Annotated in this window: 16 protein-coding genes and 1 pseudogene; 14 read left to right on the top strand and 3 right to left on the bottom strand. The window is 50.7% G+C overall.

Features of this window, described 5'->3' with window-relative positions:
* On the bottom strand, positions 1 to 225 hold a 225-nt coding region (locus ACUVQO_RS17540; protein WP_445927129.1), incomplete at its 3' end, for a hypothetical protein.
* 375 nt (positions 226 to 600) lie between these two features.
* Between ACUVQO_RS17540 and ACUVQO_RS17535 the strand changes: the two genes are divergently transcribed.
* The 5 genes from ACUVQO_RS17535 to ACUVQO_RS17515 all read left to right on the top strand — a co-directional run bounded on the left by ACUVQO_RS17535 (position 601) and on the right by ACUVQO_RS17515 (position 6132).
* Positions 601 to 873: a hypothetical protein gene (locus tag ACUVQO_RS17535; RefSeq protein ID WP_445927128.1), complete on the top strand. Its 273-nt coding sequence runs from the start codon at positions 601 to 603 to the stop codon at positions 871 to 873.
* A 36-nt stretch (positions 874 to 909) separates the two neighbouring features.
* Positions 910 to 1131: a hypothetical protein gene (locus tag ACUVQO_RS17530; RefSeq protein ID WP_445927127.1), complete on the top strand. Its 222-nt coding sequence runs from the start codon at positions 910 to 912 to the stop codon at positions 1129 to 1131.
* A gap of 270 nt (positions 1132 to 1401) precedes the next feature.
* A complete protein-coding gene (pntA, locus tag ACUVQO_RS17525; RefSeq protein ID WP_445927126.1) occupies positions 1402 to 3036 on the top strand; it encodes a Re/Si-specific NAD(P)(+) transhydrogenase subunit alpha in 1635 nt (544 codons plus the stop codon).
* A 209-nt stretch (positions 3037 to 3245) separates the two neighbouring features.
* On the top strand, positions 3246 to 4658 hold the full coding sequence (gene pntB / locus ACUVQO_RS17520) for a Re/Si-specific NAD(P)(+) transhydrogenase subunit beta (RefSeq protein ID WP_445927125.1): 1413 nt from the start codon (positions 3246 to 3248) through the stop codon (positions 4656 to 4658).
* 10 nt (positions 4659 to 4668) lie between these two features.
* Entirely contained in the window at positions 4669 to 6132 is a 1464-nt protein-coding gene (locus tag ACUVQO_RS17515) for a right-handed parallel beta-helix repeat-containing protein (protein ID WP_445927124.1), read from the top strand.
* Here ACUVQO_RS17515 and ACUVQO_RS17510 read toward each other — a convergent pair.
* On the bottom strand, positions 6129 to 7463 hold the full coding sequence (locus ACUVQO_RS17510) for a glycosyltransferase (protein ID WP_445927123.1): 1335 nt from the start codon (positions 7461 to 7463) through the stop codon (positions 6129 to 6131). The genes ACUVQO_RS17515 and ACUVQO_RS17510 overlap by 4 nt on opposite strands.
* A 66-nt stretch (positions 7464 to 7529) precedes the next feature.
* Here ACUVQO_RS17510 and shc point away from each other — a divergent pair, with 66 nt between their 5' ends.
* From shc to urtE, 8 genes and pseudogenes are all read left to right on the top strand, one after another.
* Complete coding sequence (gene shc, locus ACUVQO_RS17505) at positions 7530 to 9536, top strand: squalene--hopene cyclase (protein WP_445927122.1); 2007 nt, start codon at positions 7530 to 7532, stop codon at positions 9534 to 9536.
* A 161-nt stretch (positions 9537 to 9697) separates the two neighbouring features.
* Positions 9698 to 10312: an urease accessory protein UreG gene (ureG, locus tag ACUVQO_RS17500; protein ID WP_445927121.1), complete on the top strand. Its 615-nt coding sequence runs from the start codon at positions 9698 to 9700 to the stop codon at positions 10310 to 10312.
* A gap of 315 nt (positions 10313 to 10627) precedes the next feature.
* Positions 10628 to 11946, top strand: a pseudogene (gene urtA / locus ACUVQO_RS17495) (urea ABC transporter substrate-binding protein).
* A 90-nt stretch (positions 11947 to 12036) separates the two neighbouring features.
* A complete protein-coding gene (locus ACUVQO_RS17490) occupies positions 12037 to 13188 on the top strand; it encodes an ABC transporter permease subunit (RefSeq protein WP_445927120.1) in 1152 nt (383 codons plus the stop codon).
* Positions 13189 to 13197: 9 nt separating this feature from the next.
* Positions 13198 to 14409, top strand: coding sequence for an urea ABC transporter permease subunit UrtC (gene urtC / locus ACUVQO_RS17485; RefSeq protein WP_445927119.1), 1212 nt, complete (start codon positions 13198 to 13200; stop codon positions 14407 to 14409).
* Positions 14369 to 14653, top strand: a complete 285-nt coding sequence (locus ACUVQO_RS17480; RefSeq protein ID WP_445927118.1) for an ATP-binding cassette domain-containing protein — start codon at positions 14369 to 14371, stop codon at positions 14651 to 14653. Before urtC ends, ACUVQO_RS17480 begins: the two co-directional genes overlap by 41 nt.
* A gap of 43 nt (positions 14654 to 14696) precedes the next feature.
* On the top strand, positions 14697 to 15128 hold the full coding sequence (locus ACUVQO_RS17475; RefSeq protein ID WP_445927117.1) for an ATP-binding cassette domain-containing protein: 432 nt from the start codon (positions 14697 to 14699) through the stop codon (positions 15126 to 15128).
* Between the two features lie 157 nt (positions 15129 to 15285).
* A complete protein-coding gene (gene urtE, locus ACUVQO_RS17470; RefSeq protein WP_445927116.1) occupies positions 15286 to 16044 on the top strand; it encodes an urea ABC transporter ATP-binding subunit UrtE in 759 nt (252 codons plus the stop codon).
* A gap of 26 nt (positions 16045 to 16070) precedes the next feature.
* Here urtE and ACUVQO_RS17465 read toward each other — a convergent pair whose 3' ends face one another.
* Positions 16071 to 17312 carry an MFS transporter gene (locus tag ACUVQO_RS17465; protein ID WP_445927115.1) on the bottom strand — a complete coding sequence of 414 codons (1242 nt, stop codon included), beginning with the start codon at positions 17310 to 17312 and terminating at the stop codon, positions 16071 to 16073.
* A 306-nt stretch (positions 17313 to 17618) separates the two neighbouring features.
* Between ACUVQO_RS17465 and ACUVQO_RS17460 the strand changes: the two genes are divergently transcribed.
* On the top strand, positions 17619 to 18371 hold the full coding sequence (locus ACUVQO_RS17460) for a sucrose-phosphate phosphatase (RefSeq protein ID WP_445927130.1): 753 nt from the start codon (positions 17619 to 17621) through the stop codon (positions 18369 to 18371).
* The last annotated feature ends 50 nt before the right edge of the window (positions 18372 to 18421 follow it).

The following is an 18421-nucleotide window of genomic DNA, read 5'->3' as shown; positions in this document are numbered from 1 at the left end:
GTCAAAAGAGTTATAAATCCGGGCTATCCGATCGCTCATAGAATTTGCCTCATGCTGAAGTCTATTGTACTTCAGCAGTTCTTCATGACTGTTTGACCCCGATTCCTCAATGCCAATGCAGAACCTTGGAGATCGATCGCCCTGTTTAGAATTTGGACAGCATTCATCCAACTGAGAACCGTGCAAGCGATCGACCTGACTGGAACGATCAACATCATGCAACAACGCAAAATTCTCGAAGCTCTGACCCACGCGCAGCGAAGCTGATCTATCTGTAACGATCGGAGCGCAAACGATAGAAAACTTAGCACTTTTCCTTTCCCACCTCTAAGCATTTAGGAGGACAATAGGAGTAGAGAGGATGGAATTTAGTAGGGGGTGACAGGTATGCGACACACCACTCCGTTCCCCGATGAACTAAGAGATTTCCTGATTGGGCTAGTTGCATTGATTCTGGCCGTCATGATCTGGGCATTGCTCATTGTTCCGGCAGCGATTTAAGTAGAATGCCAATCGTGGCGTAATTTTTGGCGGTAACGCATGATGGCAATTTCCAGGGATTGCCAAACTTGAAGGCTGGCAGTGGGTAGGTGAACAGTCGTGAATGTTGTGGTCAGTTTGTACGAGCAAGGATTTAGATCTGCGTTCAAAGTGCTTCAAGAGTTTGGGGCGGTAAACACCACCAACTTCTTTAATGTGCTGGAAATGCAGGTGGAGAATATTCCAGAGTTGCTGGAAGCATTACGCGATCGCATCACGCAAGTACCGGAGCAATTTGCGTTCCTGGCACGATTAGTTCCGGTGACGACCACGTTTACCTTTCAGTCGCCTGCAGAATTTGAGGCCAAAGCGAAAGAGGCGGTGTTACAGTAGATTCCCCAACTAGCGGGTAAGCGTTTCCACATCCGGATGCACCGTCGTGGTTTTAAGGGTAGGCTTTCCAGCCATGATGAAGCACGGTTTCTGGATGAGATAGTCTTGCAGGCTCTGGAGCAAGCGGGGACACCTGGCACGATTGCATTCCAGGATCCAGATGCGATTGTGGTGGTCGAAACTGTGGGGCAATGGTGTGGGCTATCTTACTGGACGCGAGAAGAACTACAACGCTATCCCTTTTTAAGGGCTGACTGAAATAGCAAATTTCATCATGTTTAGCACGATGCAAGGGAGTTAGAGCAGCCCTGTACAGGGGGTGAGGAGCACGCCGATCGCAGGCAGTATTCAGGCAGCATTTTGATGATTTTCTGAGTCAGGCATCGATCTCGCGTGGTCGTGAGGAGATTATCATTTCTGCTGCCAATTGTTTTTGATCGTAAAGGATTTGTTAAATCATTCTGCAAGAAGCCCTGTTTGTTGCGAGAAACACACCACATTAGAGATGGTTTGCCTGAAGGAAGGGGTATGAAAGTCGGAATTCCTAAAGAAGTCTTTTCCGGTGAGTGCCGGGTTGCAGCCACTCCAGACACTGCAAGACGGCTACAAAAGCTGGGTTTTGAGGTTTTAATTGAATCCGGAGCGGGGCAGGCGGCCAATTTTCCGGATGAGAGTTACCAGCAAGCGGACTGCACGATCGTTCCAGATGCCGCCAAATTATGGAATGAAGCGGATGTGGTGCTGAAAGTGCGGCCTCCGCAACAGCATCCCAGCATTGGTAAATCAGAAACAGAGTTGTTGCAGGCCGGAAAAACGCTGATCAGCTTTATCTACCCGGCTCAGAATCCAGAGTTGCTGGAGGATCTGGCAGCGCGGAAAGCCACGGTACTGGCGATGGATGCCATTCCCCGGATCACCCGTGCCCAGAAAATGGATGCCCTCAGTTCGATGGCCAATATCGCCGGATATCGGGCGGTGATTGAAGCAGCTAGTCATTTCGATCGCTTCTTTCCCGGACAAATCACCGCTGCGGGAAAAGTGCCTCCCGCCAAGGTGTTGATTGTTGGAGCAGGAATTGCGGGATTGGCAGCGATCGGGGCTGCAAAAAATTTGGGGGCGATCGTCCGGGCATTTGATACTCGGCCTGTCGTGAAAGAGCAGGTTGAAAGCATGGGAGCCGAATTCCTGGAACTGGAGTTTGCAGAAGACGGTACTGGACAGGGCGGCTACGCCAAAGTCATGAGTGAAGAGTTTATTAAAGCGGAGATGGCGTTGTTTGCTGAACAGGCCAGGGATGTAGATATCATCATCACCACGGCTCTGATTCCGGGTGTCAAAGCTCCCCTGCTAATTACTCGTGATATGGTAGACAGCATGAAAGAGGGATCTGTCGTTGTAGACCTGGCGGCAGAGCAGGGCGGTAACTGTGAAGTCACCAAACCTGGAGAAGCCTATCGCTACAAGGGAGTCACCATCATTGGCTATACCGATTTACCCAGCCGCATGGCGCAACAAGCCAGTCAGCTTTACGGTACAAACCTGTTTCACCTGTTAGATGAGTTAGGCGGCAGTCAAAACTACTGCATTGATTTTGAGAATGAAGTCATTCGCGGTGCCACTGTGGTGCGGGATGGTGAACTTACCTGGCCACCGCCCAAACCTGCGGCTCCCCCCACCCCGCCTCCGACCCCTCAGACAACACCAAAAGTTGGAGTTCCTGTTGCACCTACCAAACCTGCACCGGAAGCGACCAAACCAGAAGTGGCCAAACCTACTGATGCCGCATCTGCAATTGCAACCGAGCAACCAGCCACCAAAGCGAGTTCTCAAGGGTTGCTCTGGCTGATCTTAGCGGGACTTGCCCTGGTCGGAATTGGGATCAGCGCCCCCCCCTCTTTTCTGTCTCACCTGACGGTGTTTGTGCTGGCCTGCTTCGTCGGCTGGCAGGTGATCTGGAATGTGGTGCCAGCGCTGCACACTCCTCTGATGAGTGTCACTAATGCAATCAGCGGCATCATCATTATCGGCGGCATTTTGCAACTCTCTGGTGCGCCCACCTCTCCCACCACTATTCTGGGCGCGATCGCCATCCTGATTGGCACCATCAACATCTCCGGCGGCTTTTTAGTCACCCAACGAATGCTGAAAATGTTCCAGAAATAAGGAAGTGAAAAGTTTTAAGTGTTGAGTTTTAAGTTCTAAATTGGGAATTCAACCAAACACTCAAAACTGGGAACTCAACACTTAAAACTCAACACTCCTAACTCCCCTGCCCATCTTACCCACCCACTCACCCACTCACCCACTCCTCCACCCCCTTACCTCTCCACCCCTCCTCTAATTACTATCCACTCACCCCTCTCCCCAACCCTATGACTAGCAGCTTACTCACCGTTTCCTACATCGGAGCCAGTGCCCTGTTTATTCTCAGTCTGGGTGGCCTATCGCATCAGGAGTCGGCCCGACGCGGAAATTTGTTTGGCATTATTGGTATGATTCTGGCGATCGCAGCCACAGCGATTGGTACAGGCTGGATCAACAACTTTGGCATCAATGAATATGGCACGCTGGCGGCAGCAATGTTGCCAGGGGTGATCACTGGGGCGATCGTGGCAGGACGGGTCGCCATGACCTCCATGCCAGAACTGGTGGCAATTTTGCATAGCTTTGTGGGGGCAGCGGCGGTGCTGGTCGGCATTGCCAACTATCTGTCCCCGGTGCAGCCCTTTACCGGAGTCGAAGAAGTCATCCACGAAGTCGAAATCTTCGTCGGGGTGTTTATTGGGGCGGTGACGTTTTCCGGCTCCATTGTGGCGTTTGGCAAGTTACGGGCGTTGATTTCCAGTAAGCCCTTGCTCCTTCCCGGACGACATTTACTCAACCTGGCAATGCTGGCGGCTGCCATCTGGCTGGGTAGCTGGTTCCTTGGCAGTGAAGGGTACGATGGCTTACCTCCCCTGCTGATCATGACAGCGATCGCGATCGTGCTGGGGGTGCATCTGGTGATGGCGATCGGGGGAGCCGATATGCCTGTGGTGATCTCTATGCTCAACAGCTATTCTGGTTGGGCTGCCGCCGCGGCAGGATTCATGCTCTCGAATGACTTGCTGATTATTACCGGAGCGCTGGTGGGCAGTAGTGGGGCGATCCTTAGCTACATCATGTGTAAGGCGATGAACCGATCGTTTATCAGTGTGATTTTAGGTGGCTTCGGCACCGACAGTAGTGCAGCTACCCAACCTGCGGCACATCTGGAAGGCAAAGTTCATACAACGGATCCAGCGGCGGCGGCAGAAACCCTGCGAAACGCGAAGAGTGTAGTGATTGTTCCGGGTTATGGCATGGCGGTCGCTCAGGCACAACACTCGGTTTCAGAAATTACGAAGACGTTGCGGGCCTTGGGTGTGAACGTCCGGTTTGGCATTCATCCCGTAGCAGGGCGGATGCCAGGACACATGAATGTGTTGCTGGCAGAGGCGAAAGTGCCCTATGACATTGTGCTGGAGATGGAGGAGATCAATGATGATCTGCCGGAAACCGATGCGGTGCTGGTGATTGGGGCTAATGACACGGTAAATCCTAGTGCGGTAGAAGATCCCAATAGCCCGATCGCCGGGATGCCCGTGGTAGAAGTATGGAAAGCGCACAAAGCGATCGTCATGAAGCGCAGTATGGCCAGTGGCTATGCCGGAATTGAGAATCCCCTCTTTTATAAAGACAACACGGAAATGCTATTTGGAGATGCGAAAAAAAATCTAGATGCAATTCTGACTCACCTGAAGTAAATGAATCAACATGCATTTTAGGGTTGGTGGCCCTGACCTTGCTGACCTGTTTTTCCTGGTTGGCAGTCAGGAGTGGCGATCGTCCTGGAGCGATGCAGAAACCCAGCAGACGACTTACTATGTAGCACCCAATGGCAAAGACTCCAACGTCGGATCACAGCAATCTCCCTGGGCCACACTCAATCATGCGGCAGAGGTCGTACAAGCAGGTGACACCGTTTATGTGCGGGCCGGAACGTATGCTTTGAACCAACAAATCCGCAGCAAAAGTTCTGGCACTGAAAATGCCTGGATTGTTTATGCTGCTTTTCCCGGAGAAGCAGTTGTCCTGGATGCGGAAAGGATTAAAGTACCGCCCCCATCTGGCAAGCCACCCTATCCTCATGATCAGGGTGCATTTCAACTGGAAAACGTCAGCTATATCCGGGTGCAAGGACTGAAGGTCATCAATTCCTACAACTCAGGGTTTATGGTGAGAAACAGCCACCATATTGAATTACTGAAGAACACGTCTGAAAATTCCTTTTCTCCAGGGATTGGGGTTTGGGAAGGACATAACCATAAAGTCATTAGTAATACGGTAATCAATGCAAATGATCCTGATCGTGGCTTTGTGGAATTTCCCAAGACTGAGGAAGCTCCCCATGAAGCCATTTCACTAGGTGGAGTCAAGTTTTTTGAAGTTGCCAGTAATCTGATTTACAACAGTCAGAAAGAAGGAATTGATATTAAAGAAGTCAGTCAACACGGTACTGTGCATGACAATCATGTTCATCACATCAAGCGGCAGGGTTTGTACGTCGATAGTCACTTTGGCGCACTCAAAGATGTTGAGATATTTAATAATCGGGTGCATGACTGTGAGGGAGCCGGATTTGTGGTTTCAGTGGAAGGAGGAAGTCTGGCTAAAAATATTCGGTTTCACCACAATTTGCTGTACAACAATTGGGGCACTGGCATTTTCTTCAGCCGCTGGGGAAATGATGGCCTGCGAGAGGATGTCAAAATTTACAACAACACCGTCTATCACAATGGCTATGGCAAACCAAAGCCAGAAGAGACGTTTTATTGGATTACGGGCGGACTCTATTTCTTTTCTACCAACCTGCGGAACATTGAAGTCAAAGACAATATCTTCAGTGAAAATAATGGCTTCCAAATTGGCTATAGCGATCGCTATCTGAAAGACCATGCGACGATCTCAGCCGCCTTCAATCAAAAAGGCATTAACATGACTCGCAATCTCATCTTTGATCCGACCAATTTCCCCTCTCCCATTTACGCTGGCTGGCCTCCAGATAATTTTGCGAACATCTACGCCATCAACGGCAATAATGCCATTTTAGAAAATCCGTTATTTGTAGATGCCAAAGCAGGCAACTTCCATTTGCAGCCCAATTCCCCCGCTATCATCCAGGATGCAACAACAGGGAAACAGGCGATCGGTGCTTTACCCCTGATCTCTGATCCCTAATCCCTGGCTGGATAGACTCGTCCCTTCCAGACTCCCCCCTGTCCTCGCCAGTGACGTAGGGCCGAATCCAGGGTCATCAGGTTATACAGTAGGGCGATCGCAGGTAAACAGACCGCCCACAAAGGAGATAAGCGATATAGCCGAATCGTAGGTAAATAAGCCAGCGTCATCAATCCCCAACCGAGGAATCCTACTGCTGCGATCGCCCAGTGACCTGTAAGCAGTCCAGCGATCGTGCTCACAGGCAACACCAGATAGACCAACACCATTCCCACCAGCGTTCCCATCAGCAGCCAGGGCGAATAATTCAATTGGGTATAGGCTGTCCGTGCCACCATATTCCAGATTGTTTTCAGAGATTCGTAAGGCCGCAGACTGCGAGTAGTTTGAGTTAGACCCAGCCAGATTTTGCCTGTGGAAGGGGAGAATTGAGAGTTAAGCGCAGAATTTTGGATTTTGGATTTTGGATTTTGGATTTCTCCCTCACCTTCCCTACTTTCTCCTCTATCTTTTTCATGCCTTTTGCCTCCTGCTTTCTGCCTCCTCCCTTTCACAACCTTCGCCAAACTACAGTCATCAATCAATGCCTGTCGTAGCGTTTGTAATCCGCCGATCGCTTGTAGAGTTTCTCGTCGGATTAAAATACAGCCACCAGCAGCACCAGCAATTCTACTGTTGGGATTGTTGACCAGAGGAAAGGGATAGAGTTTTTGAAAGAAGAAAACAAAGGCGGGAATTAGCAACTTTTCCCAGAAACTTTCACACCGCAGCAGCACCATCAGGGACACCAGATCCAGATCATCCTGTATCGCTTTGGCCACCAGTTGATTGAGATTGTGGCGATCGTGTTCAATGTCAGCATCGGTAAACAGCAGGTAATCTGGCACCGAGGTAAGGGTTTGGGTATAGCGAACGCCCTGTTCCATGGCCCACAGCTTGCCCGTCCAACCTGCCGGAAGTGCTGCCGCCTGCACGATCGTCAACCGGGAAGCCTGCCCCAATTCCTCTGCCATTTTCCTAGCCACCTCACCTGTGCCATCCGTACTGTGGTCATCCACCAGCACAATCTGAAACGGGCCGGGGTAGGTTTGGGTTAGCAGCGATCGGATAGCTTTGGCAATAACATCAGCTTCATTGCGAGCAGGGATAACGGCACAGATGGAAGGGAGTTGGGAGTTGGGAGTTGGGATTTCTCCCTGATCCCCGATCTCCGATCCCCGATCTCCCTCCTCCAACCTCTGATCGCATCGCCAAAAATTTCCCCATAGTGTTAGCAATCCAACCCAGATTGCCAGAGACAGCAGTGCCAGACCCAAACCAAGTTCACCCATGATGACGATTGCCAATGTTAACCAATAGAAGGCACAATACTCAACTATGGTGAGGAGTGTAAACTTATGCAAACGGAAGATCAGGTTACAACGACTCAATCGGGCATTAGTATTGCTCAACTGGATGAGGCTATTTCCCGGAGTCAAAACTATTTACTGTCATTGCAGAACCCGGAAGGTTACTGGTGGGCCGAACTGGAATCGAATGTGACGATCACCGCGGAAGTGGTGCTGCTACATAAAATCTGGGGCACGGATACCACTCGTCCTTTGCATAAAGTGGAAAATTACCTGCGCCGTCAGCAACGAGAACATGGCGGCTGGGAGTTGTTCTATGGAGATGGCGGAGAACTTAGTACCTCGGTAGAAGCGTACATGGCATTGAAGTTGCTGGGTGTTTCAGAAACCGACCCAGCGATGCAAAAAGCACGTCAGTTTATTTGCGATCGGGGCGGCATCAGCAAAACTCGTATCTTCACCAAATTTCACCTGGCCCTGATTGGCTGTTATGACTGGCAGGGCATTCCCTCGATTCCGCCAGCTATTATGCTGTTGCCTGATAATTTCCCAGTCACAATCTACGAAATGTCCAGTTGGGCACGGGGCAGTACTGTACCGTTGCTGATTGTGTTTGACCAGAAGCCTGTGTATTTGACGAATCCCACAATCAATCTGGATGAGTTGTATGCAGAAGGTCGGGAGCATGCCCGGTTTGAGTTGCCCCGTCATGGCGACTGGTCAGATCTGTTTGTGCATTTAGATGGTGTGTTCAAACAGTTGGAGAACTGGAATCTGATGCCATTTCGTCAGGAAGGACTGGCGGCTGCAGAGAAATGGGTGCTGGAGCGGCAGGAAGCGACTGGAGATTGGGGTGGCATTATTCCCGCCATGTTGAATTCTCTGCTGGCATTACGCAGCCTGGGATATGGCTCTGCAGACCCGATCGTGGAACGAGGCTTGCAATCCATCGATCGCTTTGCTCTTGAAACTGACGATTGTTACTGGGTGCAGCCCTGCGTCTCGCCAGTGTGGGATACGGCGCTCGTCATGCGGGCCCTAATCGATTCTGGAGTTGCTCCGGATCATCCGGCGATCGTCAAAGGCGGAGAATGGCTGCTGCAAAAGCAAATTCTGGATTATGGCGATTGGGCGGTCAAGAATAAAGCCGGTAAACCGGGAGCCTGGGCCTTTGAGTTTGAGAACCGCTTCTATCCCGATGTAGATGATTCGGCAGTGGTGGTAATGGCTCTGCACGCTGCCAGGTTGCCCAATGAGAATTTGAAGCAGGCCGCGATCGCCCGTGCTGTCGATTGGATTGCCACCATGCAATGCCGTCCCGGTGGTTGGGCTGCTTTCGACATCGACAACGATCAGGACTGGCTGAACCAGATCCCCTACGGCGACCTGAAAGCCATGATCGACCCCAATACGGCAGATGTCACGGCACGAGTGCTGGAAATGGCCGGGAGGTTGGAATTAGGGATTAGGGATCAAGGATCAGAGGAAATTCCAAGCGCATCCATCCCCAACCCCCAATTCCCAATTCCTAATCCCCTTTCCCCCCATCGCATTGATCGCGCGCTCGCCTATCTGCGTCAAGAGCAGGAGCCGGAAGGCTGCTGGTTTGGCCGTTGGGGAGTGAATTACATCTACGGGACGAGTGGGGTGTTGGCGGCTTTGTCACTGATTGCTCCGCAAACCCATCGGCGGGAAATTGAACGGGGTGCGGCCTGGTTAATGACTGTGCAGAATCGGGACGGTGGCTGGGGAGAGACCTGCTTCAGTTATAACGATCGCTCGCTAATGGGTCAGGGAGACAGTACCGCCTCTCAAACGGCCTGGGCACTGATTGGCCTACTGGCCGCAGGAGAAGCGACGGGCAAGTATGAAACCAACGCCATTGAACGGGGAGTTCAGTATTTGTTAGCTACTCAAAGGTCTGATGGCACCTGGGATGAAGACTACTTCACAGGCACCGGCTTTCCCTGTCACTTCTACCTGAAATATCACCTCTACCTGCAACACTTTCCTCTAACGGCTTTAGGCCGCTATCGGCAATTGGTTAGCAGTTAAACTCAAGCAGTATCAGTCGAAACGGTGGAGATTGTTTCTCACTCATGCTTCCTGTAGTTGCAGGCTGATCAATATAGGCAAGAGTTCCAGTTTGTTGCCGAATTAAAAATTTGCCCTTATTCTAGGAATCTCAAATCCAAAATCTCAAGTCCAAAATCTCTATGAGTGCTTTTCGAGTCGGGGTGGCAGGGCCAGTTGGGTCTGGCAAAACGGCATTGGTTGATGCCCTCTGTAAAACACTGCGCGATCGCTATCTTCTGGCTGTCGTTACGAATGACATTTATACCCAGGAAGATGCTCAGTTTCTGGTTCGCAGTCAGGCACTGGAGCGCGATCGCATTGTGGGTGTGGAAACAGGTGGCTGTCCCCATACGGCAATTCGGGAAGATACGTCAATGAATCTGGCGGCGATCGAAGATCTGGAGCGACGCTTTCTTGATCTAGATCTGGTGTTTGTAGAAAGTGGGGGAGATAATCTGGCCGCAACTTTCAGCCCGGAGTTAGTAGATCTGACCATTTATGTGATTGATGTTGCCGGAGGAGACAAAATTCCCCGTAAAGGTGGCCCTGGTATCACTAAATCAGATTTATTAGTAATCAACAAAATCGATTTGGCACCTTATGTTGGAGCCAGTCTGGACATCATGGAACGAGATGCTAAAAAAATGCGAGGGGATAAACCCTTCATATTCACCAATCTCAAAACCAGAGAGGGATTACCAAGCGTAATTGACTTTATCCAGCATCAGGCAAATTTAGGAGTAGGGAGTAAATAGTTAAACGATTTGACAAGTTCACCCTGAGTCTTGATCTGCTCATCACCCAATCCGCAATATTCATTTACAAGCAGCTTCTTAGACTCAGCCTTATAGTTCTTAAGAGATTTTATTTACTTAAATTCATACTTTAGGAAGTGATGGCGATCGCTGGAACCCTTGAATGCCAGGGTTCCTTACTTTTGACAAATAGCCTCTCACAAAAGACTATTTTTGTATAATCTGATACGAAATCTTCCTAAGCTGTAGCCCTAGTATCTCAGGGTAATTGCTGAGTATTCCCCGGTTTTGTTTCGATTGGGAGTGAATAGCCTCATGGCACAGTTTGGTCGTCGTGAATTTATTATTTTGAGTTCTACTGCTGCGGGTAGTGTTCTACTCAAGGCTTGCGCGCCCAGCACGACTACGGGCGGCGCGGCCTCTCCTGAAGCGTCTCCTGCAGCAGCCACGGCTGCGGCGAGTGGCGACGTGATTAAGGTAGGAATTCTGCACTCACTCAGCGGCACGATGGCCATCAGTGAAAAGAGTGTGGTGGATGCCGAACAATTGGCGATCGAAGAAATCAATGATGCGGGCGGGGTTTTAGGCAAGAAGATTGAGGCGATTGTCGAAGATGGTGCATCCGATTGGCCTACCTTCAATGAAAAGGCGAAGAAACTGATTGATCAAGATAAGGTCGTCACGATTTTTGGTTGTTGGACTTCGGCCAGCCGCAAGGCGGTTCTCCCCACCTTTGAATCCAAAAGTCACATGCTCTGGTATCCCGTGCAATACGAAGGTCAGGAGTGTTCCAAAAATATTTTCTACACAGGTGCTGCTCCCAACCAGCAAATTGAACCCTCCGTGGATTGGCTACTGAAGAAGTACAAAGGGCAGCCCTTCTTCCTGGTAGGGTCGGATTATGTATTCCCCAGAACCGCCAATACCATCATCAAGGCTCAGTTGGCTGCAAGGGGTGGCAAGGCGTGGGTGAAGATTACATTCCCCTGGGTGGTACGGAAGTTACTCCGATCATTTCCAAGATTAAAGCCGCCATGCCCAACGGCGGGATTATTTACAACAGCCTGAATGGAGATAGCAACGTCGCCTTCTTCAAGCAGTTGCAGGGAGCTGGAATGGGACCTGATAAGTATCCCTCGATGTCTGTGTCGATCGCAGAGGAAGAAGTGAGAGCGATCGGCGTGGAATATCTGAAAGGCCACTATGCCGCCTGGAACTACTTCCAAACCGTAGAAAACCCGGTTAATGAGAAGTTTGTCGCTGCCTTCAAGAAGAAGTATGGTGAGGATCGCGTGGTCAACGACCCGATGGAAGCCGCTTACATCATGGTTTACCTGTGGAAGCAAGCGGTAGAGAAAGCCAAAACCGCCGACGATTTAGAAAAAGTCCGGGTTGCCGCTCTGGGCCAAAAGATCGATGCTCCCGAAGGCCCTGGCGTGACGATGGAAAACAACCATCACATTTCCAAATACGTGCGGATTGGGGAAGTGCGAGATGACGGTTTATTTGAAATCGTCTACTCCACAGACAAACCTGTAAAACCGATTCCCTGGAACCAGTTTGTCAAAGACACCAAAGGCTACTCCTGCGACTGGTCTGATCCGGCGAAGGGTGGTAAGTACAAGATGACCTAGGAAGTAATGAGGAGTTAAGAGTTAAGAGTTAAGAATCCAATTTTTAACTCTTAACTTTCAACTCTTAACTATTTGAGGGGGGAACATTCGTTGACACAGTTATTGGAATCGGTATTTGGTGGACTGAGTATTGGCTCAGTGTTGCTGTTGGCGGCACTGGGTCTGGCGATCGTCTTTGGGTTGATGGGTGTGATCAACATGGCTCATGGTGAGTTCATGATGATTGGCGCTTACACAACCTTTGTGGTACAAAATGCGCTGAAAAAGACTCCTTTATCCGAGTTGTATATTTTCCTGGCGTTGATTGCGGCTTTCATTGTGACGGCATTACTGGGATTGGTGCTGGAACGAACGGTAGTGCGGTATCTCTATGGCCGACCGTTAGAAACGTTGCTGGCGACCTGGGGTGTGAGTCTGATCTTGCAGCAGTTTGTTCGTAGTGTCAGTTGGCAATTTGTTGCTGGACTGGGAACGTTTTGCCTGCTGTTCTTTGGCGGCTCCTGGGTGCTGTCGAAACGTCCCAATTTTGAGCAGATCCGGGGCTGGGCGATCGCCGTGCTTGGTCTGTTATCGGTTCTGATTGCCCTGGTCTTTTCCAACATCTTGGGGCAAACCTTCAAACTGGCTGTGACAAAACCCTGGTTTGGTACACAGGGTGTGGATGTAACAGCTCCCAAATGGCTGCGGGGCGGCTTGCTGATCGGCGATTACCAACTGCCGTTCATCCGCCTATTCATCATTGTGCTGACGACAGCCTGCGTATTTGGCATTTACTGGTTCTTGAACAAAACGCCCTGGGGACTCCGCATCCGGGCCGTCACTCAAAATCGTAGTATGAGTGCCTGTCTGGGCATTCCCACAAAAACGGTGGATGCGCTCACATTTGCCCTAGGTTCGGGGTTAGCTGGAGTCGCCGGAGTGGCGGTGAGTCTCCTTGGCTCTGTCAGTTCTAATACGGGACAGGCGTATATTGTCGATGCCTTCATGGTGGTCGTTGTTGGTGGAGTTGGCAAGTTAGTTGGCAGTATTGTGGCGGCAGGGGCGATCGGCCTGGTTAGTTACGTGATTGGTTCCAATGCCCTGGGGCCGTTCGTCTCCTTCAGCTCATTCCTGAAAAGCTTTTTCGAGTTCTTTGCAACGGCCAGCATGGCCAAAGTAATGGTGTTTGCGTTAATTATTGTCTTCCTGCAATTCCGTCCTGCCGGATTGTTCCCGCAGAAGGGCCGCACGGTGGACGCATAGGGGGCTGAAATGACGGTAGAAACTGTGGATGCAGCGATCGATATTCCTTACGGTTTGGTGGCTCGCAAGCGTCGGAAAGCACTCTTCCTGGAGACGGCGATCGGGCTGGGGGTAGCTGCGCTGCTGCTGTTTATTGTCCCTCCGGTGATGGTCGCGCTGGGGCAGGGGGTGCGAATTAACCAGTTAGGCCGATTTTTGGCCCTGGCGATCGCGGCGCTCGGCATTGATCTGATCTGGGGCTTTACGGGCTTACTCAGTCTGGGGCATGGCATCTTTTTTGCACTGGGGGGCTATGCCCTGGCCATGTATTTGCAATTGCAGCTTCCCCCTGGCCAGATTCCAGAATTCTTTACTCTCTATGGGGTGACTGAACTGCCGGCCTTCTGGCAACCGTTTTATTCCTTTCCGTTTACCCTAGTGGCGATCGTCCTGATTCCTGCCCTGGTGGCTGCTGTACTTGGCTACCTGGTGTTTCGGAATCGGATTCGCGGGGTCTATTTTTCAATTTTGACCCAGGCCGCATTGATCGTCTTTTTCAACTTCTTCAACGGTCAACAAAAACTGATCAATGGTACCAATGGTCTGAAAACCGACACTTCAACGATTTTCGGCATCCAGGTCAGTGATCCCAGGGTGCAAACGACCTTTTATGTCCTGAGCATTCTGTTTCTGGTGGGCGGCTACTTCCTCTGTCGCTGGCTCACCAGTGGCCGGCTCGGACGAGTGCTGGTGGCCATTCGGGATGATGAAACGCGGGTGAGGTTTTCCGGTTACAACCCCACAGGCTATAAAGTCTTTGTCTTTGCCATCTCCGCCGCCTTAGCCGGAATTGCCGGAGCGCTCTACACTGTCCAATCTGGGATCATCACCCCTAAAGCAATGGACGTAGCCTTTTCGATCGAAATGGTGATCTGGGTGGCATTAGGCGGACGGGCAACCCTGATTGGAGCCATTCTTGGAACCCTGATTGTCAACTTTGCCAGAACCTTATTGAGTGAACAATTCCCGGCCTTTTGGCTCTTCTTTCAGGGGGCGCTCTTCCTGGTGGTGGTAACGGTACTGCCGATGGGAATTTTGGGCTGGTTCCGAGGAGATGGCATGAATTTGCTGCGATCGCTCACGGGTCGCCGGAAGCGCGTTGCAACCTATCCAAGTCTTGAAGAGGATCCAGAAGTGCAATATGAGCGAGAAACTCTTGGCGATCGAGAATCTGACCGTTAGTTTTGATGGCTTCAAAGCGATCAACAATCTCACCTTCAATATGGATGAGGGCGAATTGCGAGTGGTGATTGGCCCCAATGGAGCCGGAAAAACCACATTTATGGACGTGATTACGGGCAAAACCAAGCCAACTGCAGGCGAGGTCTACTTCAAGGGAAAAACCTGCGACCCTACTCTGAGCATGAGATTGCTCGTATGGGTATTGGCCGCAAATTTCAGACTCCCCGGGTGTACCAAAAACTGACTCCCCGCGAGAATCTGGAACTCTCCTGCAGCCGCAAAAAAATGTGTTCGATTCCCTATTGCGGCAGGCATCTACCGCAGAGCGACGCACCGTGGCTGGGTTGCTGGAAACCATTGGTTTAGCCCTGAAAGCCGACATTCCCGCTGAACTGCTGTCTCACGGTGAAAAACAGCGGTTGGAAATTGGAATGCTCGTCGCCCAATCTCCTGACCTGTTGCTGGTAGACGAACCCGTTGCCGGACTCACCGACGAAGAAACCGAAAAAGTCGGCGATCTCCTGTTAGCCCTTGCAGAAAGCCATGCCATCATCGTCATCGAACACGACATGGAATTCGTCCGCCAAATCGCCCACACCGTCACCGTCCTTCATCAAGGCTCCGTCCTCTGCGAAGGCAACATGGATGAAGTTCAGAACGATCCCCGCGTAATCGAGGTCTATCTGGGACGGGAAGAAGCCGATCACCAGGCAGCTTAGCAAGTTTTGAGTTCTAAGTTTTAAGCGTTGAGTGATGCGATTTTGGATTGAAACAGCCTAACTAACATCAACCTTCAATCATTAAGCGGATCTATCTCTGCAATTGTCATCACTCGAAAAAAATTCTCGTAACTGCTAATCCAAAATCCAAAATCCTATGAGTCAAACCAACGGAGCTAGTGCCTTAGATCGTCCAGAACCCTCTGCTCATCCCATGCTAGAGATCAATGATTTGAATGTGTATTACGGGGAGAGCCACATTCTGCGGGATGTGGAAATGGGGGTGGCTTCAGGTAAGATGGTGTGCCTGATTGGACGCAATGGCGTAGGCAAAACCACGCTCCTGAAAACCATCATGGGCCTGCTGAGTCCTCGCAGTGGTGATATTCAAGTGGCCGGCAAATCGATTACTCACCTATCGCCCGATCGCCGTGCCAAATTGGGAATTGGCTATGTGCCACAAGGCCGGGAGGTGATTCCGCGTTTGAGTGTGAAGGAAAATCTGCTGCTGGGATTGGAAGCCCGACCGGGAGGGATTGCCAAACATAAGGAAATTTCCGATATGGTGTTTGAGCTATTTCCTGTGCTGAAAACCGTGCTGCACCGGATGGGGGGCGATTTGAGTGGTGGACAACAGCAGCAGCTAGCGATCGCCCGTGCCCTCATGGGGCAACCTCGCCTGCTGGTCTTGGATGAACCCACCGAAGGCATTCAACCCTCGATCATTCTGGAGATTGAAGCTGCCGTGAAACGCATTGTCCGAGAAACTAGCATTTCTGTGCTGCTAGTTGAACAACACCTGCACTTTGTCCGTCAGGCGGACTGGTACTACGCCATGCAAAAAGGTGGTATTGTCGCTCAAGGCCCCACCAGTGAACTCAGTAACGAAGTGATCCAGCGTTTTCTGGCAGTGTAGTTTTCTAGCAATTAACCTCACTCCCATTACCGACACAGTTGACGTTGCAAGAGTTGCAAGATAGCGGTCGCCACCACAATACTGGCGGTTAATCCCAACCAGAAGCCGTGAGCAATCCACGGAGCCTGATCCATCACCCAGCCGCCCAGAGGAGGGCCGATAAAATAACCGATCGCCCAGCATTGAGAGTTTACCCCCAGATACACCCCTCGGAGAGATTCAGGAGCTAGATCCACGACGAGGGAGGAAGCCGATGGCATGTAGGTCACAGTAGCCAAAGCCAAAATTCCCAGAGCAATGACGGCCCAGACCAGGGGAAATACAGGAGCAACACCAGTGAGCCAGATAAAGACAAACCCCAATCCCCATAGCAATGCCGACAGCATCAAGGCGCGGGTATGAGTGAGTCGATTTAAGGCGCGGGCAACGGGTAACTGAGTCAGGACACAGGCAACCAGATGCCAGGTCAAAATGGCACTTAGCGTCAGGGTGGAAAAGCCTTTGCCAGAAGGCGGGACGGAGACAAAATTAGTGAAATAGAGCGGCATTGTGCTGTTGATTTGCACAATGTAGGTGGTGAATAGGATATTGACAACACAATAGGTCAACAGGAGGCGATCGCGCAGAGCCACACCCCATCCCTGCATACCCCGATGCTGCCCTTGCGACCGATAGACTTCCGTGATCGCCCAGAAGACGACCAGAACTAGAACCAGAAAGGAAATCCCATCAATGACGAATAGCGATCGATAGGCATGAGTAGTGCCCAGCAGGACTCCACCCAGGACGACACCAATGCCTAATCCCAAGCCATCACAAAGCCGATTCAGGGCAAAGGCTTCATTGCGAGTTTCGGGACTCGATAAGTCAGCGACCAGGGCTTCTGCAGAAGGCCAGTACAGCCCTATCCCCAATCCCATCAATAAATTACCCAGAATGAAAACAGGAAAGGTTTGCGTAGCGGCCAGCACAAATGACGCGATCGCCGATACCAGACCCGATAGCAGTAATGTGCTTTTTCGTCCAACGCTGCCATCTGAGAGAGAACCCCCCAAAAAGCGACCGATGACCCCTGAAATAGACTGACTACCCAAACCAATGCCAACAGCAGTGGCAGACATTCCCACATGATTGACAAAAAAAATCGGCGCATAAAACAGGGTGAATCCAGAGCCGACTTGAGAGAGTAACCGACCGATCGCCAGAATCCAGATTTGGTGATTCAATTGTGGCAACCAGGCAGCGAAAGATTTGCGGAAAAAACTCATGACGAGAAAGGGGTAATATCCTCTTGAAGTAGGCCAGATATGATGATCTAAGAGGGCGTTTGACAAGTCATTTGTTGTAATGAAGGGTACCTGTTGATCTCCCTTAGTCCCCCTTAAAAGGGGGAAACTGGTCTCAAAGTCCCCTTTTTTAAGGGGGATTTAGGGGGATCTAAACCGTTTCGTTACCAGCAAGAGAACTTCTCAAACATCCTCTAAGCCTTTACAAGCCCAAAACTAAAGTTTCTTTTGTAGGAAACTCCGATTGTCCATCTAGACGTGATTTAGCATGTGTTTTCACCGACTGCGATGATCCCATTTCTGCTAATAACAGACCTTGATAATACGCTAGTGGGGGATGATGCTGCACTAGCTGAGTTGAACCACCAACTGGATTACCATCGAAAGGAGTACGGTTCCCAACTTGTCTATTCCACCGGACGGTCAGTGACCCTATATCACCGATTGACTACTGAGCAGCCTTTACTAGAACCAGATGCACTGATTCTCTCCGTCGGCACCGAAGTTTATTTGCAGGGCAGTGATATTCCCAATGCGGAATGGGCCGATCGCCTCTCTCAGAATTGGGATCGAGAGTTAGTCGTAGCGACGGCGGCGCATTTTGCCGACCTCACCTCTCAGCCTGACAGTGAACAGCGCCCTTTTAAAGTCAGCTATTTTTTAACAGAAGCAGTGGCTGGCGAGGTAATTCCCCAACTGGAAGTTTTGCTAAAGGACCAAGGATTGGACGTGCAACTCATTTACAGTGGTGGTCTGGACTTAGACATCCTGCCTCGGCAGGCTAACAAAGGTCAGGCTATGACCTTTCTGCGAGAGACTTTAGGCATCAGTCCCAGCCAAACGATTGCCTGTGGTGACTCCGGCAATGACCTGGCCATGTTTGCCGATCGTCCAGAACGTGGAATTATTGTTGGCAATGCCATGCCGGAATTACTGGAATGGCACTATGCCAATCCAAATGGCGATCGCTACCTGGCTCAAGCCCACTGTGCGGGAGGAATTTTGGAAGGACTGCAGCACTTTGGTTTTTTGGCAGTCTGAAGGAATTAAACCTTGTCTAAGTCCAGAACCATAGTTTCTCTGATAGAAAA

This window comes from Leptodesmis sp. (assembly GCF_052746595.1).
This window is presented reverse-complemented; position numbering and strand designations above follow the sequence as displayed.

Coding starts and splice junctions, on each gene's coding strand:
- ACUVQO_RS17515 (WP_445927124.1), top strand. CDS start 4,669: ATGCATTTTAGGGTTGGTGGCCCTGACCTTGCTGACCTGTTTTTCCTG.
- ACUVQO_RS17465 (WP_445927115.1), bottom strand. CDS start 17,312: ATGAGTTTTTTCCGCAAATCTTTCGCTGCCTGGTTGCCACAATTGAAT.
- shc (WP_445927122.1), top strand. CDS start 7,530: ATGCAAACGGAAGATCAGGTTACAACGACTCAATCGGGCATTAGTATT.
- ACUVQO_RS17510 (WP_445927123.1), bottom strand. CDS start 7,463: ATGGGTGAACTTGGTTTGGGTCTGGCACTGCTGTCTCTGGCAATCTGG.
- urtE (WP_445927116.1), top strand. CDS start 15,286: ATGAGTCAAACCAACGGAGCTAGTGCCTTAGATCGTCCAGAACCCTCT.
- ACUVQO_RS17460 (WP_445927130.1), top strand. CDS start 17,619: ATGATCCCATTTCTGCTAATAACAGACCTTGATAATACGCTAGTGGGG.
- pntB (WP_445927125.1), top strand. CDS start 3,246: ATGACTAGCAGCTTACTCACCGTTTCCTACATCGGAGCCAGTGCCCTG.
- pntA (WP_445927126.1), top strand. CDS start 1,402: ATGAAAGTCGGAATTCCTAAAGAAGTCTTTTCCGGTGAGTGCCGGGTT.
- ureG (WP_445927121.1), top strand. CDS start 9,698: ATGAGTGCTTTTCGAGTCGGGGTGGCAGGGCCAGTTGGGTCTGGCAAA.
- ACUVQO_RS17480 (WP_445927118.1), top strand. CDS start 14,369: ATGAGCGAGAAACTCTTGGCGATCGAGAATCTGACCGTTAGTTTTGAT.
- ACUVQO_RS17530 (WP_445927127.1), top strand. CDS start 910: ATGCACCGTCGTGGTTTTAAGGGTAGGCTTTCCAGCCATGATGAAGCA.
- urtC (WP_445927119.1), top strand. CDS start 13,198: ATGACGGTAGAAACTGTGGATGCAGCGATCGATATTCCTTACGGTTTG.